Origin of the sequence: Methylococcus geothermalis (assembly GCF_012769535.1) — a bacterium.
GTDB lineage: Bacteria > Pseudomonadota > Gammaproteobacteria > Methylococcales > Methylococcaceae > Methylococcus > Methylococcus geothermalis.
On the sequence record NZ_CP046565.1, the window covers coordinates 3,268,357 to 3,286,280 of the forward strand.

Consider the following 17,924-nt stretch of genomic DNA (forward strand, 5'->3'; position numbering starts at 1 on the left):
AACGCCATGAGCCACTGGACCCCCATCGCCCGCCTGGAAGACATTCCGCGCCAGGGCGCCCGCGTCGTCGCGTCGCCGCAAGGCAAGGTCGCCGTCTTCCGCACCGTCGACGACCGGGTTTTTGCCCTGCTCGACCGCTGTCCGCACAAGGGCGGACCGCTGTCCGAGGGCATCGTTCACGGCGCGCGCGTCGCCTGCCCATTGCACAACTGGGTGATCGAGCTGGATTCGGGCCAGGCGGTCGCACCCGACGAAGGCTGCGTCCGCCGTTTCGACGTGCGCCTGGAGGATGGCATGGTCGCCATCGCCCTGGCGGGCGGACCGACAGGACGCTGACATGAGTCCCATCGTGCAGCGGACCGTCCGTACCACCTGTCCCTACTGCGGCGTGGGTTGCGGCGTGCTGGCCACGGTCACGGATGCGGGCGTGGCGATCCAGGGCGATCCGGACCATCCGGCCAACTTCGGCCGGCTGTGCTCGAAAGGCTCCGCTCTGGGGGAAACCCTCTCGCTCGACAGCCGCCTGCTGCATCCCGAAATCGGCGGAATCCGGGCGAGCTGGGACGAAGCCCTGGACACGGTCGCCGGCCGCTTCCGCGAGACCATCGAGCGGCACGGCCCCGATTCGGTCGCCTTCTACGTGTCCGGCCAGTTGCTGACCGAAGACTATTACGTGGCCAACAAGCTGATGAAGGGCTTCATCGGCTCGGCCAACATCGACACCAACTCCCGGCTGTGCATGTCCTCCACCGTCGCGGGCCACAAGCGCGCCTTCGGCGAGGACCTGGTGCCGGGCTGCTACGAGGACCTCGAACGGGCCGATCTCGTGGTGCTGGTCGGCTCGAACACGGCCTGGTGCCACCCCGTGCTGTTCCAGCGCCTCCTGGCGGCGCGCCGCGCCGACCCCAAACGCCGCATCGTCTGCATCGACCCGCGCCGGACGGCGACCGCCGAGTCCGCCGACCTGCACCTAGCGATCCGGCCGGGCAGCGACGTGCTGCTGTTCAACGGATTGCTGCACTATCTGCGGCACAACGACCGCCTCGACTTCGACTTCATCGAACGGCATACCGAAGGCTACGCCGCAGCGTTGGGCACGGCGAGGGAAACCGCGCCCACCCTTCCGGCCGTGGCCGCCGGCTGCGGGCTTGCGGAAAGCGACGTGGCCCAGTTCTACCGGCTGTTCGCCGCGACCGAACGGACGGTGACCCTGTGGTCGCAGGGCGTCAACCAGTCGACCAGCGGCACCGACAAGGTCAACGCCATCCTCAACGCGCATCTCGCCACCGGTCGCATCGGCAAGCCCGGAGCCGGCCCGTTCTCGCTGACCGGCCAGCCCAACGCCATGGGCGGCCGCGAGGTCGGCGGACTGGCCAATCAGCTCGCCGCCCATCTCGACCTCGACGACCCCCGCCATCGCCGGCAAGTCCAGGCATTCTGGCGCTCCCCCCGCATCGCCGACCGGCCCGGCCACCTGGCCGTCGACCTGTTCCGGGCCATCGGCGAAGGCAAGATACGCGCGGTCTGGATCATGGCGACCAACCCCGCGGTAAGCCTCCCCGACGCCAACGCCGTGCGCAGCGCCTTGAGCGCTTGCCCCTTCGTCGTGGTGTCCGACTGCGAGCGCGACACCGATCTGGCCCGCTTCGCCCATGTCCAGCTTCCCGCGCTGGCCTGGGGCGAGAAGGACGGCACCGTGACCAATTCGGAACGGCGCATCTCGCGCCAGCGCGCCTTTCTCGGTGCGCCCGGCGAGGCCCGGCCGGACTGGTGGATCATCGCCGAAGTAGCCCGCCGCATGGGCTTCGGCGCCGCGTTCGGCTACCGGAGCCCGGCGGAAATCTTCGCCGAACACGTTGCGCTCTCCGGAATCGCCGGCGCCGAAAAACGCCGCTTCGACCTGTCCGGGCTTCAAACCGCATACGATGATTTGACGCCGACCCAGTGGCCGGTCAACGCCGGGCATCCGCAAGGCACGCCACGGCTCGCCTTCGACGGCGGGAGCGGCAAGCTGAAATTCGTCGCCGTCCGTCCCCGCCTCCCGGTCAACGCACCCGACGCCGACTATCCGCTGATCCTCAACACCGGCCGCATTCGCGACCAATGGCACACCATGACCCGGACCGGCAAGACCCCGCGCCTCACCGCGCACATTCCCGAGCCCTTCGCCGAGATCCACCCCGCCGACGGCGAACGCCTGGCACTCGCCGATGGTGCCCTGGCCCGGCTCGACAGCCGCTATGGCAGCGCCCTGGCCCGGGTCCGGTTCAGCGCCGGCCAGCGGCCGGGCACGGTGTTCGTCCCCATGCACTGGAGCGAGGGCAACAGTCGGCAGGGCTTGGCGAACGCCCTGGTCAATCCGGCGGTCGACCCGGTATCCGGCGAACCCGAATTCAAACACACGCCGGTGCGGGTTGCGCCCTATAGGCCAACATGGTATGGATTCGCCATCGCTCGGCGGCGGCTCGCATTTCCCGATGCGGCCTACCGAGTCTTGGTTCCGGGTGGGGGCTGCTGGCGCTACGAGCTGGCCGGCGAATCGCCCCGCGAGGACTGGCGCCAATGGGCACGGCAAAAGGCTGGCCTTGACGGTGACTCCCTGGATGGCTGGCTGGAATTCGCCGACCCGCGTGCCGGCCGCTACCGTTGCGCGTGGATCGCAGGGGAGCGGATCGAGTTCGCCTTGTTCGTGAGCCCCAGCCACGAACTGCCGCCACGCGACTGGCTCGCGGGCCTGTTCGCCCAGGATGCATTGTCCGATGCGGCGCGCGCCAGCCTGTTGGCGGGACGGCCGCTTTCCGCCGAAGATGATCAGGGCAGGATCGTCTGCGCCTGTTTCGCCGTCGGCGAAAAAACGCTCCGTCGCGCCATCGATGCAGAAGGCATGACGACGGCGGAACAGGTCGGAACCCGCCTGAAAGCCGGCACCAACTGCGGCTCCTGCGTGCCGGAAATCCGCACCCTCCTTGCGGAAACACGGCGCTGACGGGCAGGATATCCGCGGCTATCGCTTCGATCGAATCGTATGGACCACTCTCAAGAAACGGCCGCCGGCAACCTCATCGAGAAACCCCGGCTGACACTGGGCTTCATTCCGCTCACGGACTGCGCCCCTTTCGTCATCGCCCTGGAAAAGGGCCACTTCCGCCGGCACGGTCTGGACGTCGCGCTGTCGCGCCAGCCGTCCTGGGCAGCCATCCGCGACAAGGTCGCGGCCGGCATGCTGGACGGCGCCCACATGCTGGCGCCGATGCCGATCGCCACCACTCTCGGCCTGGGCGGCGTGCGCAAGGCTACCATCGCGCCGATGTCGCTCGATCTCAACGGCAATGCCGTGACGGTATCCAACGCCCTGTACCGGCGGCTTACGGCCGTGGCCGCCGCAGAACCGTCACAGCGGCCGGTCTCGGCCCGCAGCCTTCGGCGGTTGCTGGAACTGGACGCCGGCGGCGAAGCCGTGCGGTTCGCCACGGTATTCCCCTTCTCCTCGCACAACTACCTGCTGCGCTACTGGCTGGCGGCCGCCGGCGTGGACCCGGACCGCCACATCGGCATGACGGTCATTCCGCCGCCGCAGATGCCCCGTTGCCTGGCGGCTGGGGAAATTTCCGGCTACTGCGCCGGCGAACCCTGGAATGCCTATGCGGTGGCGCACGGGATCGGGCGGGTCCTGATCACCGATTATGAAATCTGGAACAACAGTCCCGAGAAGGTTTTGGGCGTCAACCTGGACTGGGCCGAACGCCATCCCAATACCCTGCGGGCCCTCCTGATGGCCTTGCTGGAGGCCGCGCAATGGCTCGACCAGCCCGGGAACCGCATGGAAGCCGCCGCCCTCCTCGCGAGTCCCGACTATGTCGGCGTTCCGGCGGACATCCTCCAGATGTCCATGACGGGTTCGTTTCAATATGCGGCGGACGAAGCGGCCGTGTCCCTGCCCGACTTCAACGTATTCCACCGCTATGCCGCGACCTTCCCCTGGCGCTCCCACGCCCTGTGGTTCCTGACCCAGATGCTGCGCTGGGGGCAGATCGCCGAACCCGTCGACCTGCATGCGGTCGCGGAACAGGTGTACCGTCCCGACCTGTGGCGGGAAGCCTCGGCTGCCCTCGGGATGCCCTGCCCGTCCGGCGATCACAAGGGCGAGGGCGTCCATGCCCGGCCATGGACGCTGGATACCGGCGCCTCGCCCTTGGTCATGGGGCCGGACCTGTTCTTCGATGGAACCGCCTTCGACCCGGCCGATCCCATCGCCTATCTCGCCGGCTTCGAACTCCACCACAGGCGGGTGAAGCTCGACGATCTCGCACGAGCGGGGAACTCGCCGTGAGCTTTCGCATCATGCTGGTCGACGAGGACGACGACCGCAGCGCCGTCCTGCAGCAGGCGCTGGCCGAAGCAGGCTACCGCGTCGTGGCACGCTTGCGAAACGAGCAGAACCTTGCGCTCGCGGTCGGCGAACACAAACCGGACATGGTGATCATCGACATGGAAGCCCCCGGCCGCGACACCCTGGAACAGATGCGCGAGGTCAGCCGGGACAACCCCAAGCCTATCGTGCTGTTTTCCAACAACCGCGACAGCGAATACATCCGCCAGGCGGTACAAGCGGGCGTCAGCGCCTACGTCGTCGACGGACTGAGCCGGGAACGGATACTCCCCATCGTCGAGGTCGCCATGGCCCGCTTCAGCGAGTTCCAGGTGCTCCGGCGGGAACTCGAAGACACCCGCGCCCAGCTCGCCGACCGCAAGCTGGTGGAGAAAGCCAAGGGCCTGCTGATGAAGCATCGCGGGCTCAGCGAAGACGAGGCCTACCAGTCGCTGCGCAAGACCGCGATGGCGAGGAACCAGCGTATCGCCGACGTCGCCCGCACTTTGCTGGCGCTGGAAGATTTTCTCTGACACCTACGGCCGCTCGCGTGCCCGGCGGTCGGCCCCGGAACCGCCCCATGCTAAACTGCGGTTTCCGAATTCCCGGGCACGACCATGAGCGTAGCGCTAAGACTTTACGAACAACTGACCGAGGCGGGCGAGGATCGAGGATAAGACACGCGCGAAACTGATCGCGGAAGCCTTCGAGCATCTGGAGGACCGCTATCCCCCGTTGAAGGACGTGGCGACCCAGGGACAGGTGCGTGAAACCGAATTGCGGCTGCAGAAGGAGATCAAGGAGGTGGAAGTGCGTCTGACGCAGGCCATCCATCGCCAGACGCTGTGGGTAGTCGGTTCCGTCGGTGCCGTGGTGGGATTGATCCGGCTGATGGAATGGTTTCTCACCCATCTGCCAACCCCCTAGCGGGGATATCCCCTCTGAGCTTCCGCTTCCGCTTCCACCTGCGCGGAACCGCCAGCAACAAGAGACCATTCCCTGTTCTGGGGACGGTGATCGCCACAAATGGCGGCGCGACGCCCCGATATCGTGCTCCGATCACGCACCGCGATGCCGTCCCGCCACTCTCGGTCCTTAAGAAACAGATACTTGCATCTCGTCGACTCCATTGGCATCGATAGTGCTTTGGTAATGACTGGATAAAGCGGTATCCCGCGCCAACGGCGGCGCGGACCTTTGAGACAAAGGCGTCTCGTGGTTTTCGGAATGTTCCGGAAAGCGCGGACGCCTTATTTTTTGCGCGAACGTAAAGCAACCAGTCCGGGGGGACACGAAAATGGCTCAGATGAATGCGAACCAGGACCAGACCAAGGCAGCGCCCCTATCTTCCGGCGCCATCGCCCGCCGGTCGAAGACCGCCGGCACGGTCCTTTTCAGTACCTTGCTGGCTTTGTCCGAGGCCGCTTGGGGAGCGGAGGCGGACAAACAGACCAAGCCCTCGAGCGCCTTGCCCACAGAATGGGCCGGGCCGGCGGACACCAGGATCAAACTGGAAGTGTTCGACCGCGCCCGTGGCGAATTCGCCGACTGGTTCGGCAATCCCCTGGTCAAGGGAAAGCCGGTGCCCAAGGACTACAACTACAGCTTCGTGGGCAACAAGTTCCAGTTGGGCCTGCGGGTGAGCGGAGAGCCCTTCGAGGCCTTCGCCCAGTTCCAGGACACTTACATTGGCGGACTGCCGACCAATGGCGTCGGCATAGGCGCCGCCTACTATGCCAGCACGCCGTTGAGCACCCAGAACGGTGCCTTCCTGCGGCAGGGCTGGCTGCGGCTGAAGGACATGTTCGGCGTCAACGGCCTGTATCTCAACGGCGGCCGCCAACTGTTTTCCGACGGCCAGCAGGGCCTCGCCCGCCACAAAAACCTGCGCTGGATCCAGGACTACCGCATCGCCCAGCGTCTTATCGGCCCGTTCGAGTACACCCACGCCGGCCGCAGCTTCGACGGTGGCAGCGTCGGCTACCTGACGGACGACCTGGAGGCGGTCGGCTTCGGCTTCATGCCCACCTTCGGCGGCTTCGAATCCAACGGCATGCCGACGATCGGCAAGGTCAACGTGGCGGGCGCGAGCCTCAGCCTCCGGGATTCGGAAAACGTCGGCCATACCATCGGGCGCCTGTCCTGGTACTACTACTCGGACGACCGGGACATCCTGTTCGTCGACAACCGCCCCCTCGCGGCGCGCAAAAAAGCGGTGGGCCAAGGCTCGGCGATCCACACCATCGGCGGGCACTTGGCACATGTCGAGGACATCGGCCCCGGCGTGGCGGACGGGACGGTCTACGCCTTCGGCCAGGTCGGCAACTGGCAGAACCAGAATCAGGCGGCGTGGGCCTTCGGGGTCGAGGCCGGCTACCAGTTCAGGGAGGTCTGGGCCGCCCCCTGGCTGCGGGCTGGCATCAACAGCGGCTCGGGCGACGACAACCCGAACGACAATACCCACGGCACCTTCTTCCAGATGCTGCCCACGGCCTGGCTGTACGCCCAGTTCCCGTTCTACAACATGATGAACAACCAGGACGTCTTCGTGCAGGGCATCCTGACGCCCGACCCCAAGCTCAGCCTGAGGCTGGATTTCCACGCCTTGCGGGTCAACGCTGCCCAAGACTTCGTGTATTCAGGCTCGGGCGCGACCAACGACACCGTTTTCGGCTATGTGGGCACGCCGACGGGCGGTGCCAGCAACCTGGCCTATCTCACCCACGTGATGATCAACATGAAGCCGATCGACCATCTGGCCTTCAACCTGTTTTACGGCCATGCTTTCGGCCAGAGCATCATCAACAACCAGTACGACGGCAAACAGGGCAATTACGGTTTCCTGGAGGCCATCGTATCGTTCTAAGCGTCAGCACCCATGACTCTCGAATCCCTCCTGACCTGCCCGCGGTGCGGCTTTGCCAAACTCGAAACCATGCCGACCGATGCCTGCCTGGACGTCTACGCATGCGCCGGCCGCGCGACAGTGCTCCGCCCGGAACCGGAGGATTGCTGCGTATTCTGTTCCTACGGTTCGGTCAAATGCCCGCCGATGCAGGACCAGGAGGGGGCGGTTGCTGCTCACCCTCCCGACACATCCACCTGCACCATGCCGTTCTCGATCCGCATGGGATATTCCTTCATGCACCAGCCGGCAGGCTGCAGGCTCTGGCCGCTACGGCCGTCGAAAACCCAGCCGTGGGCGATGCAGTCAAGAATCCGGCCGTTGAAGTCCCCGCGCCCCAGCGACACTCCCTCGTGGGGGCAGCGGGCATCGTAAGCCTTCGGTTCCCCGCCGTCGGGCCACAGAATGACGATTTCCTTCTTGCCCACGGTCAAGGGCACCAGTTCGCCCTCGCCGAGCAGGCTTTGTTTGCAGACGTCTTCGAATGCCATTGCGTTTGTCTCTCATTTGCCTGGGTCAATTTCCGGGCTTCGCTTCGCAGGGCGACGGCCACGGCGCGAGCCGGCGCTTCGATGAGCCAGGCCCCGGAGGGGAGTCCGCCGAGGTTGGAGCGACGCGCAGCAGATCCAGCAGCGTTTCGATGCGCTCGGGGCGCCCTCTCATGAGGAACAGCTCACCTCGATGTTGCGCATGTAATCCGGCGGCTCGGTGGCATAGCTTTCCTTTTCCGGCTGCTCGTCGTAGGGCCGGCGCAGCAGCTCTGCCAGGGTAGCGACCTCCGAGTAGTCGCCCAGTTGAGCCTTGTCTATCGCGATCTGCGCCAAGTGGTTGCGCAGCACGTATTTCGGATTGATCCGGTTCATGCGCCTGGCCCGCGCCTCGTCGTCCGTGTTCTGCTCGCTCCGTAGCCGGGCACGGTAATCGGCGGCCCAGGCATCGAAGGACTGGATGTCGGCGAACTCCTCCCGCACGCCTTTGGCGGGCGCATCGCTGCTGGTGCGGATGCGGGCGAGCAACCGGAAGCCGCGGGTGAAATCGCCCCGGCTTCTCTGCAGCAACCCCAAGAATTCGTTGACCAGTTTGCCGTCGGCTTCGCGTAGCTCCCTGAGCCCGAGCTTATCCGCCCAGCCGCGCATCACCGACTGGTGATAAGCCGGCGCGTAGCGCTGGAGGATATCCTTTCCGATCTCGGCGGCCTGTTCCGGGCCATCCGCCAGCAGCGGCGATACGGCCTGCAGCAAGCGTTCGCAGTTCCAGCGGCCGATCTCGGGCTGGGCGCTGTAGGCGTAGCGCCCTTCGTAATCGGAATGGTTGCAGACGTGGTATTGGCGGAACCGATCCATGAAGCCGAATGGGCCGTAATCCAGGGTCAACCCGAGCACGGAAAAATTGTCGGTGTTCATCACCCCGTGGCAAAAGCCCAGCAACTGCCATTGCGCGATCAGCCGCGCCGTGCGCTCGACCACTTCCCCCAGCCAGGCGGCGTAGCGGTCCGGCCGGCCCTGCAGATGCGGAAAATGCTCGGAGATCACGTGGTCCGCCAGCCGCGCCATCGGCCCTGTCCGGCCTTGGCCGGCAAAATATTCGAACTGCCCGAAACGCACGAAGCTGGCCGCAGTCCGGCACACCACGGCGGCATTCTCCACGGTTTCACGCACGACCGGCTGGGACGATGCGACCAAGCTGAGGCAGCGGGTGGTCGGCACCCCGAGCGCGTGCATGGCCTCCGACCCCAGGTATTCGCGGATCGACGAACGCAATACGGCGCGGCCGTCCAGCCCCCGCGAATACGGCGTCGGCCCCGCGCCTTTGAGTTGCAGCTCGATGCGCTGCCCGGCCGGCGTCCGCACCTCGGCGATCAGCAGTGCGCGACCGTCGCCCAGTTGCGGCACCCAGTGACCGAACTGATGGCCGGCGTAGACGGAAGCCGAAGACGCATATCCCGGCCAAGGCTGACTGCCGGCCAGAATCTCGACGAATTCGAGACCGCATTCCGAATCGACACCCAGTTCGCTGGCCAAAGCGGCATTGAAATGAACCATTCTCGGCTCGGGCAGGGGCGTGGCCGCCACCGGCTGGTGGAAAGGCGCCCCGAGCCGCGCATAGGCGGGCGCGAGCGGCAGGTCGGCGGGCTCCAACGGACGAGATTGCGGCGGCTGCATCATGGCGGACATGAGATCAGCCCTCCGCGCCGCCGGAAAAAACCGCGGGGTCCATGTCCCATTCCTCGAGGACTCGGCCCGTTTCGGCACCGCCGCCGTCGAAGCTGCGCTCCTCGAAGCGGACATGGCCGTCACGCCCCATCACCAGCACCGTGCTGGAGCGCGTGCCATACTCTCCGCCCGCCACGAAGCAGGCAGAGAGACGTTCCTCCTCTTCCGGCCCGATGCCGGTGTCCGGTAAACCTCGGCTATACGTGGTGCGATCGGCCAGCAACGCGAAACCGGCAGCGGCGAAATCCTCGGCGCTCAGGCAAGAGCCGGCCGGCCTCGGCAGCTCGGCGGCGCCATGCGCCTTGATCTTGGCCAGCTCGGTGTGGCCATCGAGCAACATCTTGAAACCGCCATGACTCAGGATGTAGCCGCCGAACAAGGTATTGAGCCAAGTACACTTGGGCCAGGGCTCGTCGAGCAGTCCGTTGGACAAGGTGTGGATGCCCGGCGTGAGAGCGATCGGCAGGCGCGAGCGGGTACCGGCATAGAACACTTGGCGGGGCGAACCCAGCAGCAGGTTGTAAGGCGCGTGATCGCCCTTGGAGCGGATGAAGCGCCGCGCATGCACCGTGGGATCTTCGCCGGATTCAAGATAATCCAGCGGCAGCCGGCCGCGTGAAGGCGCGCCGGGTGCCGGCGACGAACCGTCACGGTATCCGGTCACCAGAGAGAAACGTCCCTCGCGCGTGACCGCCAACCAGGTACCGCCGTGCACCTGGTCTTCGCCGGCCAGACACTCCGGCTCGCGCGTCCACCAGCCGGCCGCCGAGGTGGGGCGGTCATACCGCTCGTCGCGATTGGCGATCAACGCCAGGGGAAAGTCGGGGTGGGCGCCCCAGGCGATTGCGGTCACGCTCATCGAGTATTCGCTTCCGGAAATGGTGGACGGGATGACACCTCTGAAGCGATTTGCGTGCCAAGGGAAAAGCGCCCCTTGCCCATTGATTTTGCGGGGAATTCACAGCGATATCTTGTCCTAAACCGGACAAGGAGGCCGATTCGGCCGACACCCCCTTGGTCGTGTTCGCGCGGCTAGCTTCCCGATGCTCCTGGGACGACACCTTCGATTTGGAGCATCCTGGCCTTGGTCGCGATGCCGCCGTGAGCGGAAAATCCGCCGAGCTTCCCGCTCGCCCCCAGAATCCTGTGGCAGGGAATGATGAGCGGGACAGGGTTGCGTCCCAGCGCCTGGCCCACGGCACGGGCCGCCGCAGGCCGTTTCAAGACACGAGCCAATTCGCCGTAACTGCGGACCTGGCCGGCAGGGATGTTCCGGGCAGCCGCGTAAACGGCCAGGGCAAACGGCCCCGCGCCTTCCGGCTCCACCCGAACCTCGCTGAAATCCTGCAGATCGCCCCGGAAATGTCGCCTGATCTTCTCGATCACCTCCGCGATCACCGGCGGCGGGGCGGCCGCTCCCTCCGCCCTTGTCAGCTCGGCAAGGGTTGACTCGGTCTCCGCCGCCGTGGCCTCCGGAAGCTGAAACCGGGTGACGGCAGGCACCGCATCGGCACCATCGGCCTCGCGCCAAGCGATCCCGCAGACGCCGAAAGCCGTGTCGAACAAACAGTAAGTCATGGGCTTCGCGAACTTGGACCCGACGGCGCGCATCCTATGTCGTTTCCTTCAACCGGTTCCCCTTCAGCACCCGCCGGACAGCACCGTTGCTGCTGGGGCAACGACCGGGATCGCTGTCGGCGTATTCCTTCGTATGGCGCCGGATGGAACCGTTCGCCACGGCGAGCCAATCGACGTCTCGCCAGCCATTGCCGCCGACCTCCGCTGGCAATGGCAGACAGGCCAGAGTCAAGGCGAGCGGGTATTTCACGTGTCGAGCCCGAACTCCGGCACGCGGTCAGGAGCCGCGTGTCCGCTCTTCCCGCCCCTTTTCCCGGCCGAGCAACTTGGCCAGCTCTCCCAGTTCGGTGGAAAGGATTTCCAGATAGTCGTCGGCGCTGACGATTCCGACCAAAACGCCCCGATCATCGACGACGGGAATCCGCCGAACCCCGTTCACGCGCATGCGTTGCAGCGTTTCCCACAACCCGTCCTGTTCGCGCGCGGTCACGAGTTCGAAGCTCATGACATCGCCGACCGTCACCGCTTCGGGGGCTACTTCCTTCGCCAGGATCTCGACCACCAGATCCCGGTCGGTCAAGATCCCGACAGGCTTGCAGCCGTGCTCGGACTCTTCCACCACCACGACACTGCCGACATGATGCTGGCGCATCACCTTGGCGGCTTCCACGATCGTGTCACCCTTCCCGACGATCACGGTATCTCGAATGCAGAACTGACCGATGGACATGTTTGCTCCTCGCTGAATTGCTGTCGTGAAACTGCTCGGACGTCGAGCACCGGGCCGCTGGCCATGATCTCACCTGCCCCTGCTTCCGTATTCGATTGTCGGCTATTCCGATCCGGGGCGGCAACCCTCGGATAGAGCCAAGACGGCATACATCCTGCTTGTTCATGTCGATACCGGACATCCGGATCGTCAAGCAAAGGTGTAATATGGACACAATCAAAACAGCAAGTTACGTCATAAACCGGAAGAAAAGCCGCGGTCTTCCCCCCGATCCCCATGCGGCAAATGCCCCTTCGGCCCTCCCCGGCGCAACCGCTTTCGGCGACACCAGCCTGTCTCGGGTGATCGAAGATTCTTTGTCCGATCTGACGGAAGCGGTCAGCCCTGTATCTTCGGTAACACTGAATGCCGAGACCGCAGCGTCTGCCGGACCCTTGCCAAAAACGCGAGCAGGCGCCGAATCAGTGAAGTGTTGCGACACATTGAGTTAGCGTGATCGCGGCATCCCGGCGGTCAAGAAACGGCTGCGGTCATGCCAGCCCATCGTCCAGCGTCAAACCGGGGATGCGGGCGAATTCCCCGGTGCCATACCGTGAGGCCGGGCAAGGGCGTCGATTTGCAGATCGTACGGACCGATCGGCGTGCCTTGGCTCGCCAGGAAAGCGCGTATCTTGCCGACATGATCGGCGCCATCGCCGGCGAGAGGGAGACTCGGCAACCATGACAACGAGGCCAGCAATCGCTCACGGTTCTCCTCCGGCCTCCCGCTCTTGCAGACGCCGAGCCACAATTTCCGCCTCCACCGGAGCACAGCGGAAACCGGCCAAAATTCCCGATGTCGCTTGATCAGCCAGAAATCGCCCGTCGGCACGAGATGTGCCTAAAATCACAAAGGGGAATTTGGAGGTGCCGAGATGTTGACTCGAAACACCATCACAGGGGACGAGTTCATGCTCTCTCTGACCACAACATTTGAGAGATCGCCCTAGGGGCTGCCCGTTGTAGCCACCAAGGAGGGCAAGGCGCTAGATCCGACTTCGTTCGCTCAGCATCACATCATCGAAGCCAATGCGTTTGAAGTTGAAGATCTGCGGCTAGGCGGATAGCCGATGAGGTGGGCGGAAGCGGCGATGCCACACGGAGCGGCCATCACGTTCGTTCATCTGGAAGCTTTCCAAAACAGCCTCCGACGGGCTCATCTGGTGCATTGCAATATCTTGATGCGTGCCAAAGAAAACGCCCAGAAGTCTTGAGCTTCCAAGCTCAGCCGGTGTCCCGCATCGGTGAGATCCATCGCCCAGTCGTCACGCGGTGCCTCATACGAACTGCCGTTAGGGAACTCGACGCGCACGCCACCGGCTAACTTCTCAACTTTCAAGGCGCGGGCAAACTCTTCTCCGCTCATGTCGTTCCTCGGCTCATCGCTATAAGCCAAGACATCCCATCGATGTCCTGAGTCCAAAAGCGTAGTCAAGATTTCGTAATAGGGAAGAGTCAGCAGGCGGAGTGCGTCTCTCCGAACGAACCCATGCCGTGCCCCTTTCCGGGAGGCTTGTTGTTGGCAAGCAAGCCGGCCTGGAGTTCGTCGGGTACTTCGCCTCGCATGTTGCTCTTTGTGTCTGCGGACATTTCGGCAGTTTCCTGCCTTCCATCCTTTGACGCACGCTATCTGCACGGCCTCGTTTTCGGAGACAGTCCAGGGCCTCCGGCGAGTCCATCCGTTTCGCTGCATCCGTTTGCCGCTTAGCTGCGTAATAAAGGTCAAGCACGGCTTCCGGCGCAGGATCCGAATGTGGCCGAGCCTATGCGAGACGGCTTCGATTCACCAATTCAGCGTTATGAGGAACGACCTATGACCATCCGATTTGAGTTTGCCCTTGCGGCCTGCCTTGTGGGAGGGATCGGCTCCGGCGCCCAGGCGGCCAGCCACCGAGAGGCTCCGCTGATCGCCCTGGATCCCGCTGCCGACCTGACCGATGTCTATGCCTTCGTTAGTTACGATCCGGCCAATATGAATCGTGCGCCCCAGGATCGGCGCGTGACCTTCATCATGAATGTCAATCCCGGCCAGAATCCGGCCGACGGGCCCAACTATTTCAATTTTGCCGATGACGTGACCTATCGCTTCAACCTCGACAACGATCGGGACGGCAAAGCGGGGGACATCGTTTATGAATTTCGCTTCAAGACGGAGGACAGACCCATCGGAGGGAAGGGGGGGCTGACATCCCCCGTTCCTTATCTGGGCAATCCAGCGATATCTGCCGCCCTGCCTTTGCAAGGCATCACGGCCCTGGACGGCCCCGGCTCGGAAGGGCTCACCCGGCGTCAGACCTACACCGTCACGGAAAATCGCAGGGGGAGGAAAACGGTCCTGTTTCGGGGGCTGGTTGCTGTACCGTCCAACGCGGGCCCTGCCACCATGCCCGATTATGAGAGCCTGGCCGCTCAGGGGATGTATACGGATGCCGGGAAGGGCATCCGGGTGTTCGCCGGCCAGCGGGCGGAAACGTTCTATATCGATCTTGGCGCCACCTTCGACACTTTGAATCTGCGCCGCTCTCCGCCCGTGCTGCCGGGGACCGATGACGGCGATAACGTCAACCCCTTCGGGATCAATCGCTTTGCCGGCGCCAATATCAGCACCATCGCCCTGGAAGTGCCGATCAGCCGCATTACCAGCGACGGGCAGGCTGCGAACGATGCCAACAAGTACCTGGGACTCTACGCCAGCACCAGCCGGCAAAAGACGCGTGTCCTGCGCAGCCGGGGAATGCCCAGGAATTCCGGCGACCAGGTGCAAGTGGCCAGGCTCGCCAATCCCTTGATCAACGAACTGATCATCAACACGCCGGCCAAGGATTTCTGGAATGCCCAGGAGCCGGAAAAGGAAGTCCAGTTCCAGGAGTTCTACAAAGCGCCTGTCGTCGCTGCCGCTTTCGACCTGGTATTCGGCAGCTTCGGTGTCAAAGCGCCGGCCACGCCACGCGTGGACCTGCTGCAAGTGTTTCTCAAATATCCCGGCCAAGCCGTGGCCGGCAACGATTGCGGCAGCCCCTGCTCCGAACTGCTGCGCCTCGATTTGTCCGTGCCGCCCACCCCTCCGCTCGGGCAACGCCGGCTGGGCGCCGCGCTGGGCGGCGATCCGGCCGGTTTTCCCAACGGCCGCCGTCCCAACGACGATGTGACGGACATCGCCATCCGGGTGGTGGGCGGGGCGGACTACGTCGCCATCAAGGCAGGGGACGGCGTGAACTTCCTTGAGGGAGCGCCGGGCGCGGGCCTACCGCAGGGCCCGGGAAATCACCTGGGCACCACCGCGACCGGCATCGCGAGCGAGTTTCCTTTCCTGCCCACGCCCTATCCCGGCCGCAGCTAGAGGACGACGGCATGTTTGGCTCGGGACGCGTAACAGACCGGATTTTGGCGGCTGCCTGGCTCCTGATGGTGGCTACGGGAGTTTGCGCGGAAGAATCCAAGGTCGCGGACGAAACGGTTCGGAGCCTGGCAAGTTCTCTCCTCGCTCGCCCGGACGATCCGCGTCCCATGCTGAACCTTGCACAAGCCTTGCTACAAGGTCTGCGTGCCAGCCGCGATGCGGGGGAGGCCGCCCGTGCGGAGGCCTTGATCCAGCGGGCGCTGACTCTGGCGCCCCGTGACTCGCGCGCTTGGGCGCTCAAGGCATGGGACGAGATGAACCGGCACCGCTTTCGGGAAGCCCTGGTTTCCGTCCGTCAGGCCCATGGTCTGGGCGTTCCTTCGGCCATGACGCTAGGGCTGGAGTCGGACGCCCTGGTCGAACTAGGCCGTTACGAGGATGCGCTGGCGGTGACACAAAAGCTGCTGGATGCCTTTCCCGGCCTTCCTGCCTATTCCCGCGCCGCTCATCTGCGTTTTCTCCATGGCGATATAGAGGGCGCCGTCGGTCTTCTCAACGAGAGTCTCGCCGTGGCGCCGCCGGGTTCCGAGGCTCATGCCTGGGCATTTGTGCAACTGGCCGAACTCCACCTGAATGGTGGGCAGTTCGAGCGAGCAGAAAACGCACTGGCCAGGGCGGAAACTCTTTTTCCCGGCCGGCCGGACTACCCGGCCCTCCGGGCCCGCGTGCGGGAAGCACAGGGTAAGCGGGAGGAAGCGCTGGCGCTGCTCCGGGAAGCGCTGGATCAATACCCCAGCCCCGACGACGCCGTCATGGCTTGGCGGCTGGCGCGCTCCGTGGGCGATCATGAGGCCATGCGCCGGTTGGCGCTGCTGCTGGACGGCATGGCACGGCTGGACGAAGCCGGAGACAAGCTGTTTCGCCGCGCCTTTGCCGAATACTACGCACTTCAAGGCCACCGCTACGGCGAGGCGGAACGTCTCGCCCGCGAGGAATGCCTGAGGCGGCCGGATATCTACGGTCATGCGCTGCTCGCCTTTGTGCTGAGGCAGGCGGGAAAGCATCGAGAGGCGGACCGGCATGGCCAAACCGCGCTCAGGCTGGGTACGGCGGACAGGCGCCTCGAACGGTGGGCCCGACCACCACGGGCAGCAAGGACGCCCACCGTGGCGGCGAAGCGTTCCATCGCGGACGACGACGGCATTGCTCCGTTCAATCCCGAGGAGGCGCCATGAGTCGATTCCGGCTTTTCCTGGGTCTGCTCGTAGTCGTCGCCGAGGCGGCCGTCGCCCATCCCCTCGGCAACAACACGGTCAACCGCCAAGCGGTGATTGCCATTTCTCCGGAAGAAACGAGAGTTACTTACCACTTGGATCTGGCCGAGATCCCCACCCTGGCCGAGGGCATCGCCGCGGACGCCGATCGCGACGGCCAGACCTCCGATGCCGAATGGGACGGCTGGGCCCGGCGCAGGGCAGAGGACATCAGGCCACTGCTCGATCTGAAGCTCGGTGATCAGGCATTGGCTCTGCGAGTGGACGGGCTGGCGTGGCATCTTGCGCCCGGCGATGCGGGGCTGCCCATCCTGCGCATGCGCATACGCTACGCCGCTTCCCCGGCGGCGCCGCCAATGCGGGTCAGTTTCAGGTATCAGGATCGCTACGAAACCGCCCGACCGGGCTGGAAAGAAATCTGCCTCTCCGGGCTGGAGGGCGTGGTTGTCACCGCTTCCAACGTACCGGACAGAGACCGCAGCCGGAGCCTCACCGACTTCGGGCTTCCGTTCGGTTTAAGCGCGCCGCAGGAGCTTTCCGCCTCGGCCGAACTGATCTTTTCCGCCGGGACGGCGGGCCCTGGGCAAGATCCGCTTGCTGGGGAAAATTCCGCTGGATTTCCCGCGGCATCCGACGGAACTTTCCATGCCGTTCGGAACGGTGGATGGCGGGAGGCCTGGGCATTCTTTAGGCTGGGCATGCACCATATTGCCATGGGGTTCGACCATCTGGCCTTCCTGTTCGGGCTGCTGCTGTTATCCTCTCGCCTTGGGGATGTGGTCAAGGTAGTCACCGCCTTCACCCTCGCCCACAGCGCCACGCTGGGCTTGGCCGCCCATGGCTGGGTGACGGCGCCCGGCGAGGTGATCGAACCGGCGATCGCCTTGACCATAGTCTACGTCGGAGCGCTCGGTGCCTGGCGTCGACACCTCGGGCATGGCGTGTGGCTGGCCTTCGGCTTCGGTCTGGTGCACGGGTTCGGCTTTGCTGGAGCCCTTTCCGAGAGTCTCGCCTCCCGCTCCGATGGCGGCGGTAACTGGCTACTGAATCTTGCCAGTTTCAATTTGGGCATAGAAACATTGCAATTGCTCCTGGTCAGTCTTGCTTTCCCCTTGTTGCGCTTCTCCGAACGTTTCGCCTGGGCGCATCGGGCGGAAATCGCGGCTTCCCTTAGCGTCATGGCGGCGGGTTTGGGTTGGCTCATACTGCGTTTGGCAGGTGTTTGAAGCGTGGATCCCCCACCGCCGAAGCTTCATCTATTCGGTCGAGGCCGACTGCCGGCTGAACATGTCTTTCGAAGTGGGCTTCACCTTCAAGGCCGCGATCACGGATGGCGGCGAGCAGATCGATTTTGTCGAGACCGATCCAGGAACGGCGTTGCTGGTCAAGGCCAAACGGACTTGCCACCCGATCCACTTAGGTCCGGACGGGGCCATGCCAATGGCTACCGGTGTGTGGAACCGCCGCACTTGATTC

General features: G+C 64.6%; 18 protein-coding genes and 1 pseudogene. 11 read left to right on the forward strand and 8 right to left on the reverse strand.

The window, feature by feature from the left end:
* Window positions 1-6 precede the first annotated feature (6 nt).
* The 7 genes and pseudogenes from nirD to GNH96_RS16195 form a co-directional block, all read left to right on the forward strand.
* The gene (nirD, locus tag GNH96_RS15315) at window positions 7-336 is read left to right on the forward strand and encodes a nitrite reductase small subunit NirD (RefSeq protein WP_169604432.1); all 330 of its coding nucleotides are present in this window, start codon (window positions 7-9) and stop codon (window positions 334-336) included.
* A 1-nt stretch (window position 337) separates the two neighbouring features.
* Window positions 338-2,986: a nitrate reductase gene (locus tag GNH96_RS15320; protein ID WP_169604433.1), complete on the forward strand. Its 2,649-nt coding sequence runs from the start codon at window positions 338-340 to the stop codon at window positions 2,984-2,986.
* Between the two features lie 39 nt (window positions 2,987-3,025).
* On the forward strand, window positions 3,026-4,330 hold the full coding sequence (locus GNH96_RS15325) for a CmpA/NrtA family ABC transporter substrate-binding protein (protein WP_169604434.1): 1,305 nt from the start codon (window positions 3,026-3,028) through the stop codon (window positions 4,328-4,330).
* On the forward strand, window positions 4,327-4,902 hold the full coding sequence (locus GNH96_RS15330; protein ID WP_169604435.1) for an ANTAR domain-containing response regulator: 576 nt from the start codon (window positions 4,327-4,329) through the stop codon (window positions 4,900-4,902). The genes GNH96_RS15325 and GNH96_RS15330 overlap by 4 nt, the downstream gene beginning before the upstream one ends.
* A 202-nt stretch (window positions 4,903-5,104) precedes the next feature.
* Window positions 5,105-5,296, forward strand: coding sequence for a hypothetical protein (locus tag GNH96_RS15835; RefSeq protein ID WP_188114783.1), 192 nt, complete (start codon window positions 5,105-5,107; stop codon window positions 5,294-5,296).
* 370 nt (window positions 5,297-5,666) lie between these two features.
* A complete protein-coding gene (locus GNH96_RS15340; RefSeq protein WP_169604436.1) occupies window positions 5,667-7,235 on the forward strand; it encodes an alginate export family protein in 1,569 nt (522 codons plus the stop codon).
* 12 nt (window positions 7,236-7,247) lie between these two features.
* Window positions 7,248-7,415 (forward strand): annotated as a pseudogene (locus GNH96_RS16195) (GDCCVxC domain-containing (seleno)protein); the annotation flags it as partial.
* A 35-nt stretch (window positions 7,416-7,450) separates the two neighbouring features.
* Here GNH96_RS16195 and GNH96_RS15350 read toward each other — a convergent pair.
* The 8 genes from GNH96_RS15350 to GNH96_RS16200 form a co-directional block, all read right to left on the reverse strand.
* The gene (locus GNH96_RS15350; RefSeq protein ID WP_169604437.1) at window positions 7,451-7,765 is read right to left on the reverse strand and encodes a Rieske (2Fe-2S) protein; all 315 of its coding nucleotides are present in this window, start codon (window positions 7,763-7,765) and stop codon (window positions 7,451-7,453) included.
* 168 nt (window positions 7,766-7,933) lie between these two features.
* Window positions 7,934-9,448, reverse strand: a complete 1,515-nt coding sequence (locus tag GNH96_RS15355; RefSeq protein ID WP_169604438.1) for a protein adenylyltransferase SelO — start codon at window positions 9,446-9,448, stop codon at window positions 7,934-7,936.
* A gap of 4 nt (window positions 9,449-9,452) precedes the next feature.
* On the reverse strand, window positions 9,453-10,346 hold the full coding sequence (locus tag GNH96_RS15360; protein ID WP_169604439.1) for an NRDE family protein: 894 nt from the start codon (window positions 10,344-10,346) through the stop codon (window positions 9,453-9,455).
* 173 nt (window positions 10,347-10,519) lie between these two features.
* Window positions 10,520-11,065: a methylated-DNA--[protein]-cysteine S-methyltransferase gene (locus GNH96_RS15365; protein ID WP_228719910.1), complete on the reverse strand. Its 546-nt coding sequence runs from the start codon at window positions 11,063-11,065 to the stop codon at window positions 10,520-10,522.
* 34 nt (window positions 11,066-11,099) lie between these two features.
* Window positions 11,100-11,315: a hypothetical protein gene (locus GNH96_RS15370; RefSeq protein ID WP_169604441.1), complete on the reverse strand. Its 216-nt coding sequence runs from the start codon at window positions 11,313-11,315 to the stop codon at window positions 11,100-11,102.
* A gap of 27 nt (window positions 11,316-11,342) precedes the next feature.
* The gene (locus GNH96_RS15375) at window positions 11,343-11,795 is read right to left on the reverse strand and encodes a CBS domain-containing protein (RefSeq protein ID WP_169604442.1); all 453 of its coding nucleotides are present in this window, start codon (window positions 11,793-11,795) and stop codon (window positions 11,343-11,345) included.
* 1,195 nt (window positions 11,796-12,990) lie between these two features.
* Window positions 12,991-13,200 carry a hypothetical protein gene (locus GNH96_RS15380; RefSeq protein WP_169604443.1) on the reverse strand — a complete coding sequence of 70 codons (210 nt, stop codon included), beginning with the start codon at window positions 13,198-13,200 and terminating at the stop codon, window positions 12,991-12,993.
* An 89-nt stretch (window positions 13,201-13,289) separates the two neighbouring features.
* Entirely contained in the window at window positions 13,290-13,424 is a 135-nt protein-coding gene (locus GNH96_RS16200) for a hypothetical protein (protein WP_267313380.1), read from the reverse strand.
* A gap of 223 nt (window positions 13,425-13,647) precedes the next feature.
* Between GNH96_RS16200 and GNH96_RS15385 the strand changes: the two genes are divergently transcribed.
* From GNH96_RS15385 to GNH96_RS15400, 4 genes are all read left to right on the forward strand, one after another.
* On the forward strand, window positions 13,648-15,174 hold the full coding sequence (locus tag GNH96_RS15385) for a DUF4331 domain-containing protein (RefSeq protein ID WP_169604444.1): 1,527 nt from the start codon (window positions 13,648-13,650) through the stop codon (window positions 15,172-15,174).
* A 167-nt stretch (window positions 15,175-15,341) separates the two neighbouring features.
* Window positions 15,342-16,409, forward strand: coding sequence for a tetratricopeptide repeat protein (locus GNH96_RS15390; RefSeq protein WP_169604445.1), 1,068 nt, complete (start codon window positions 15,342-15,344; stop codon window positions 16,407-16,409).
* Window positions 16,406-17,674: a HupE/UreJ family protein gene (locus tag GNH96_RS15395; protein WP_169604446.1), complete on the forward strand. Its 1,269-nt coding sequence runs from the start codon at window positions 16,406-16,408 to the stop codon at window positions 17,672-17,674. The genes GNH96_RS15390 and GNH96_RS15395 overlap by 4 nt, the downstream gene beginning before the upstream one ends.
* Window positions 17,667-17,921: a hypothetical protein gene (locus tag GNH96_RS15400; RefSeq protein ID WP_169604447.1), complete on the forward strand. Its 255-nt coding sequence runs from the start codon at window positions 17,667-17,669 to the stop codon at window positions 17,919-17,921. The genes GNH96_RS15395 and GNH96_RS15400 overlap by 8 nt, the downstream gene beginning before the upstream one ends.
* Window positions 17,922-17,924 lie beyond the last annotated feature (3 nt).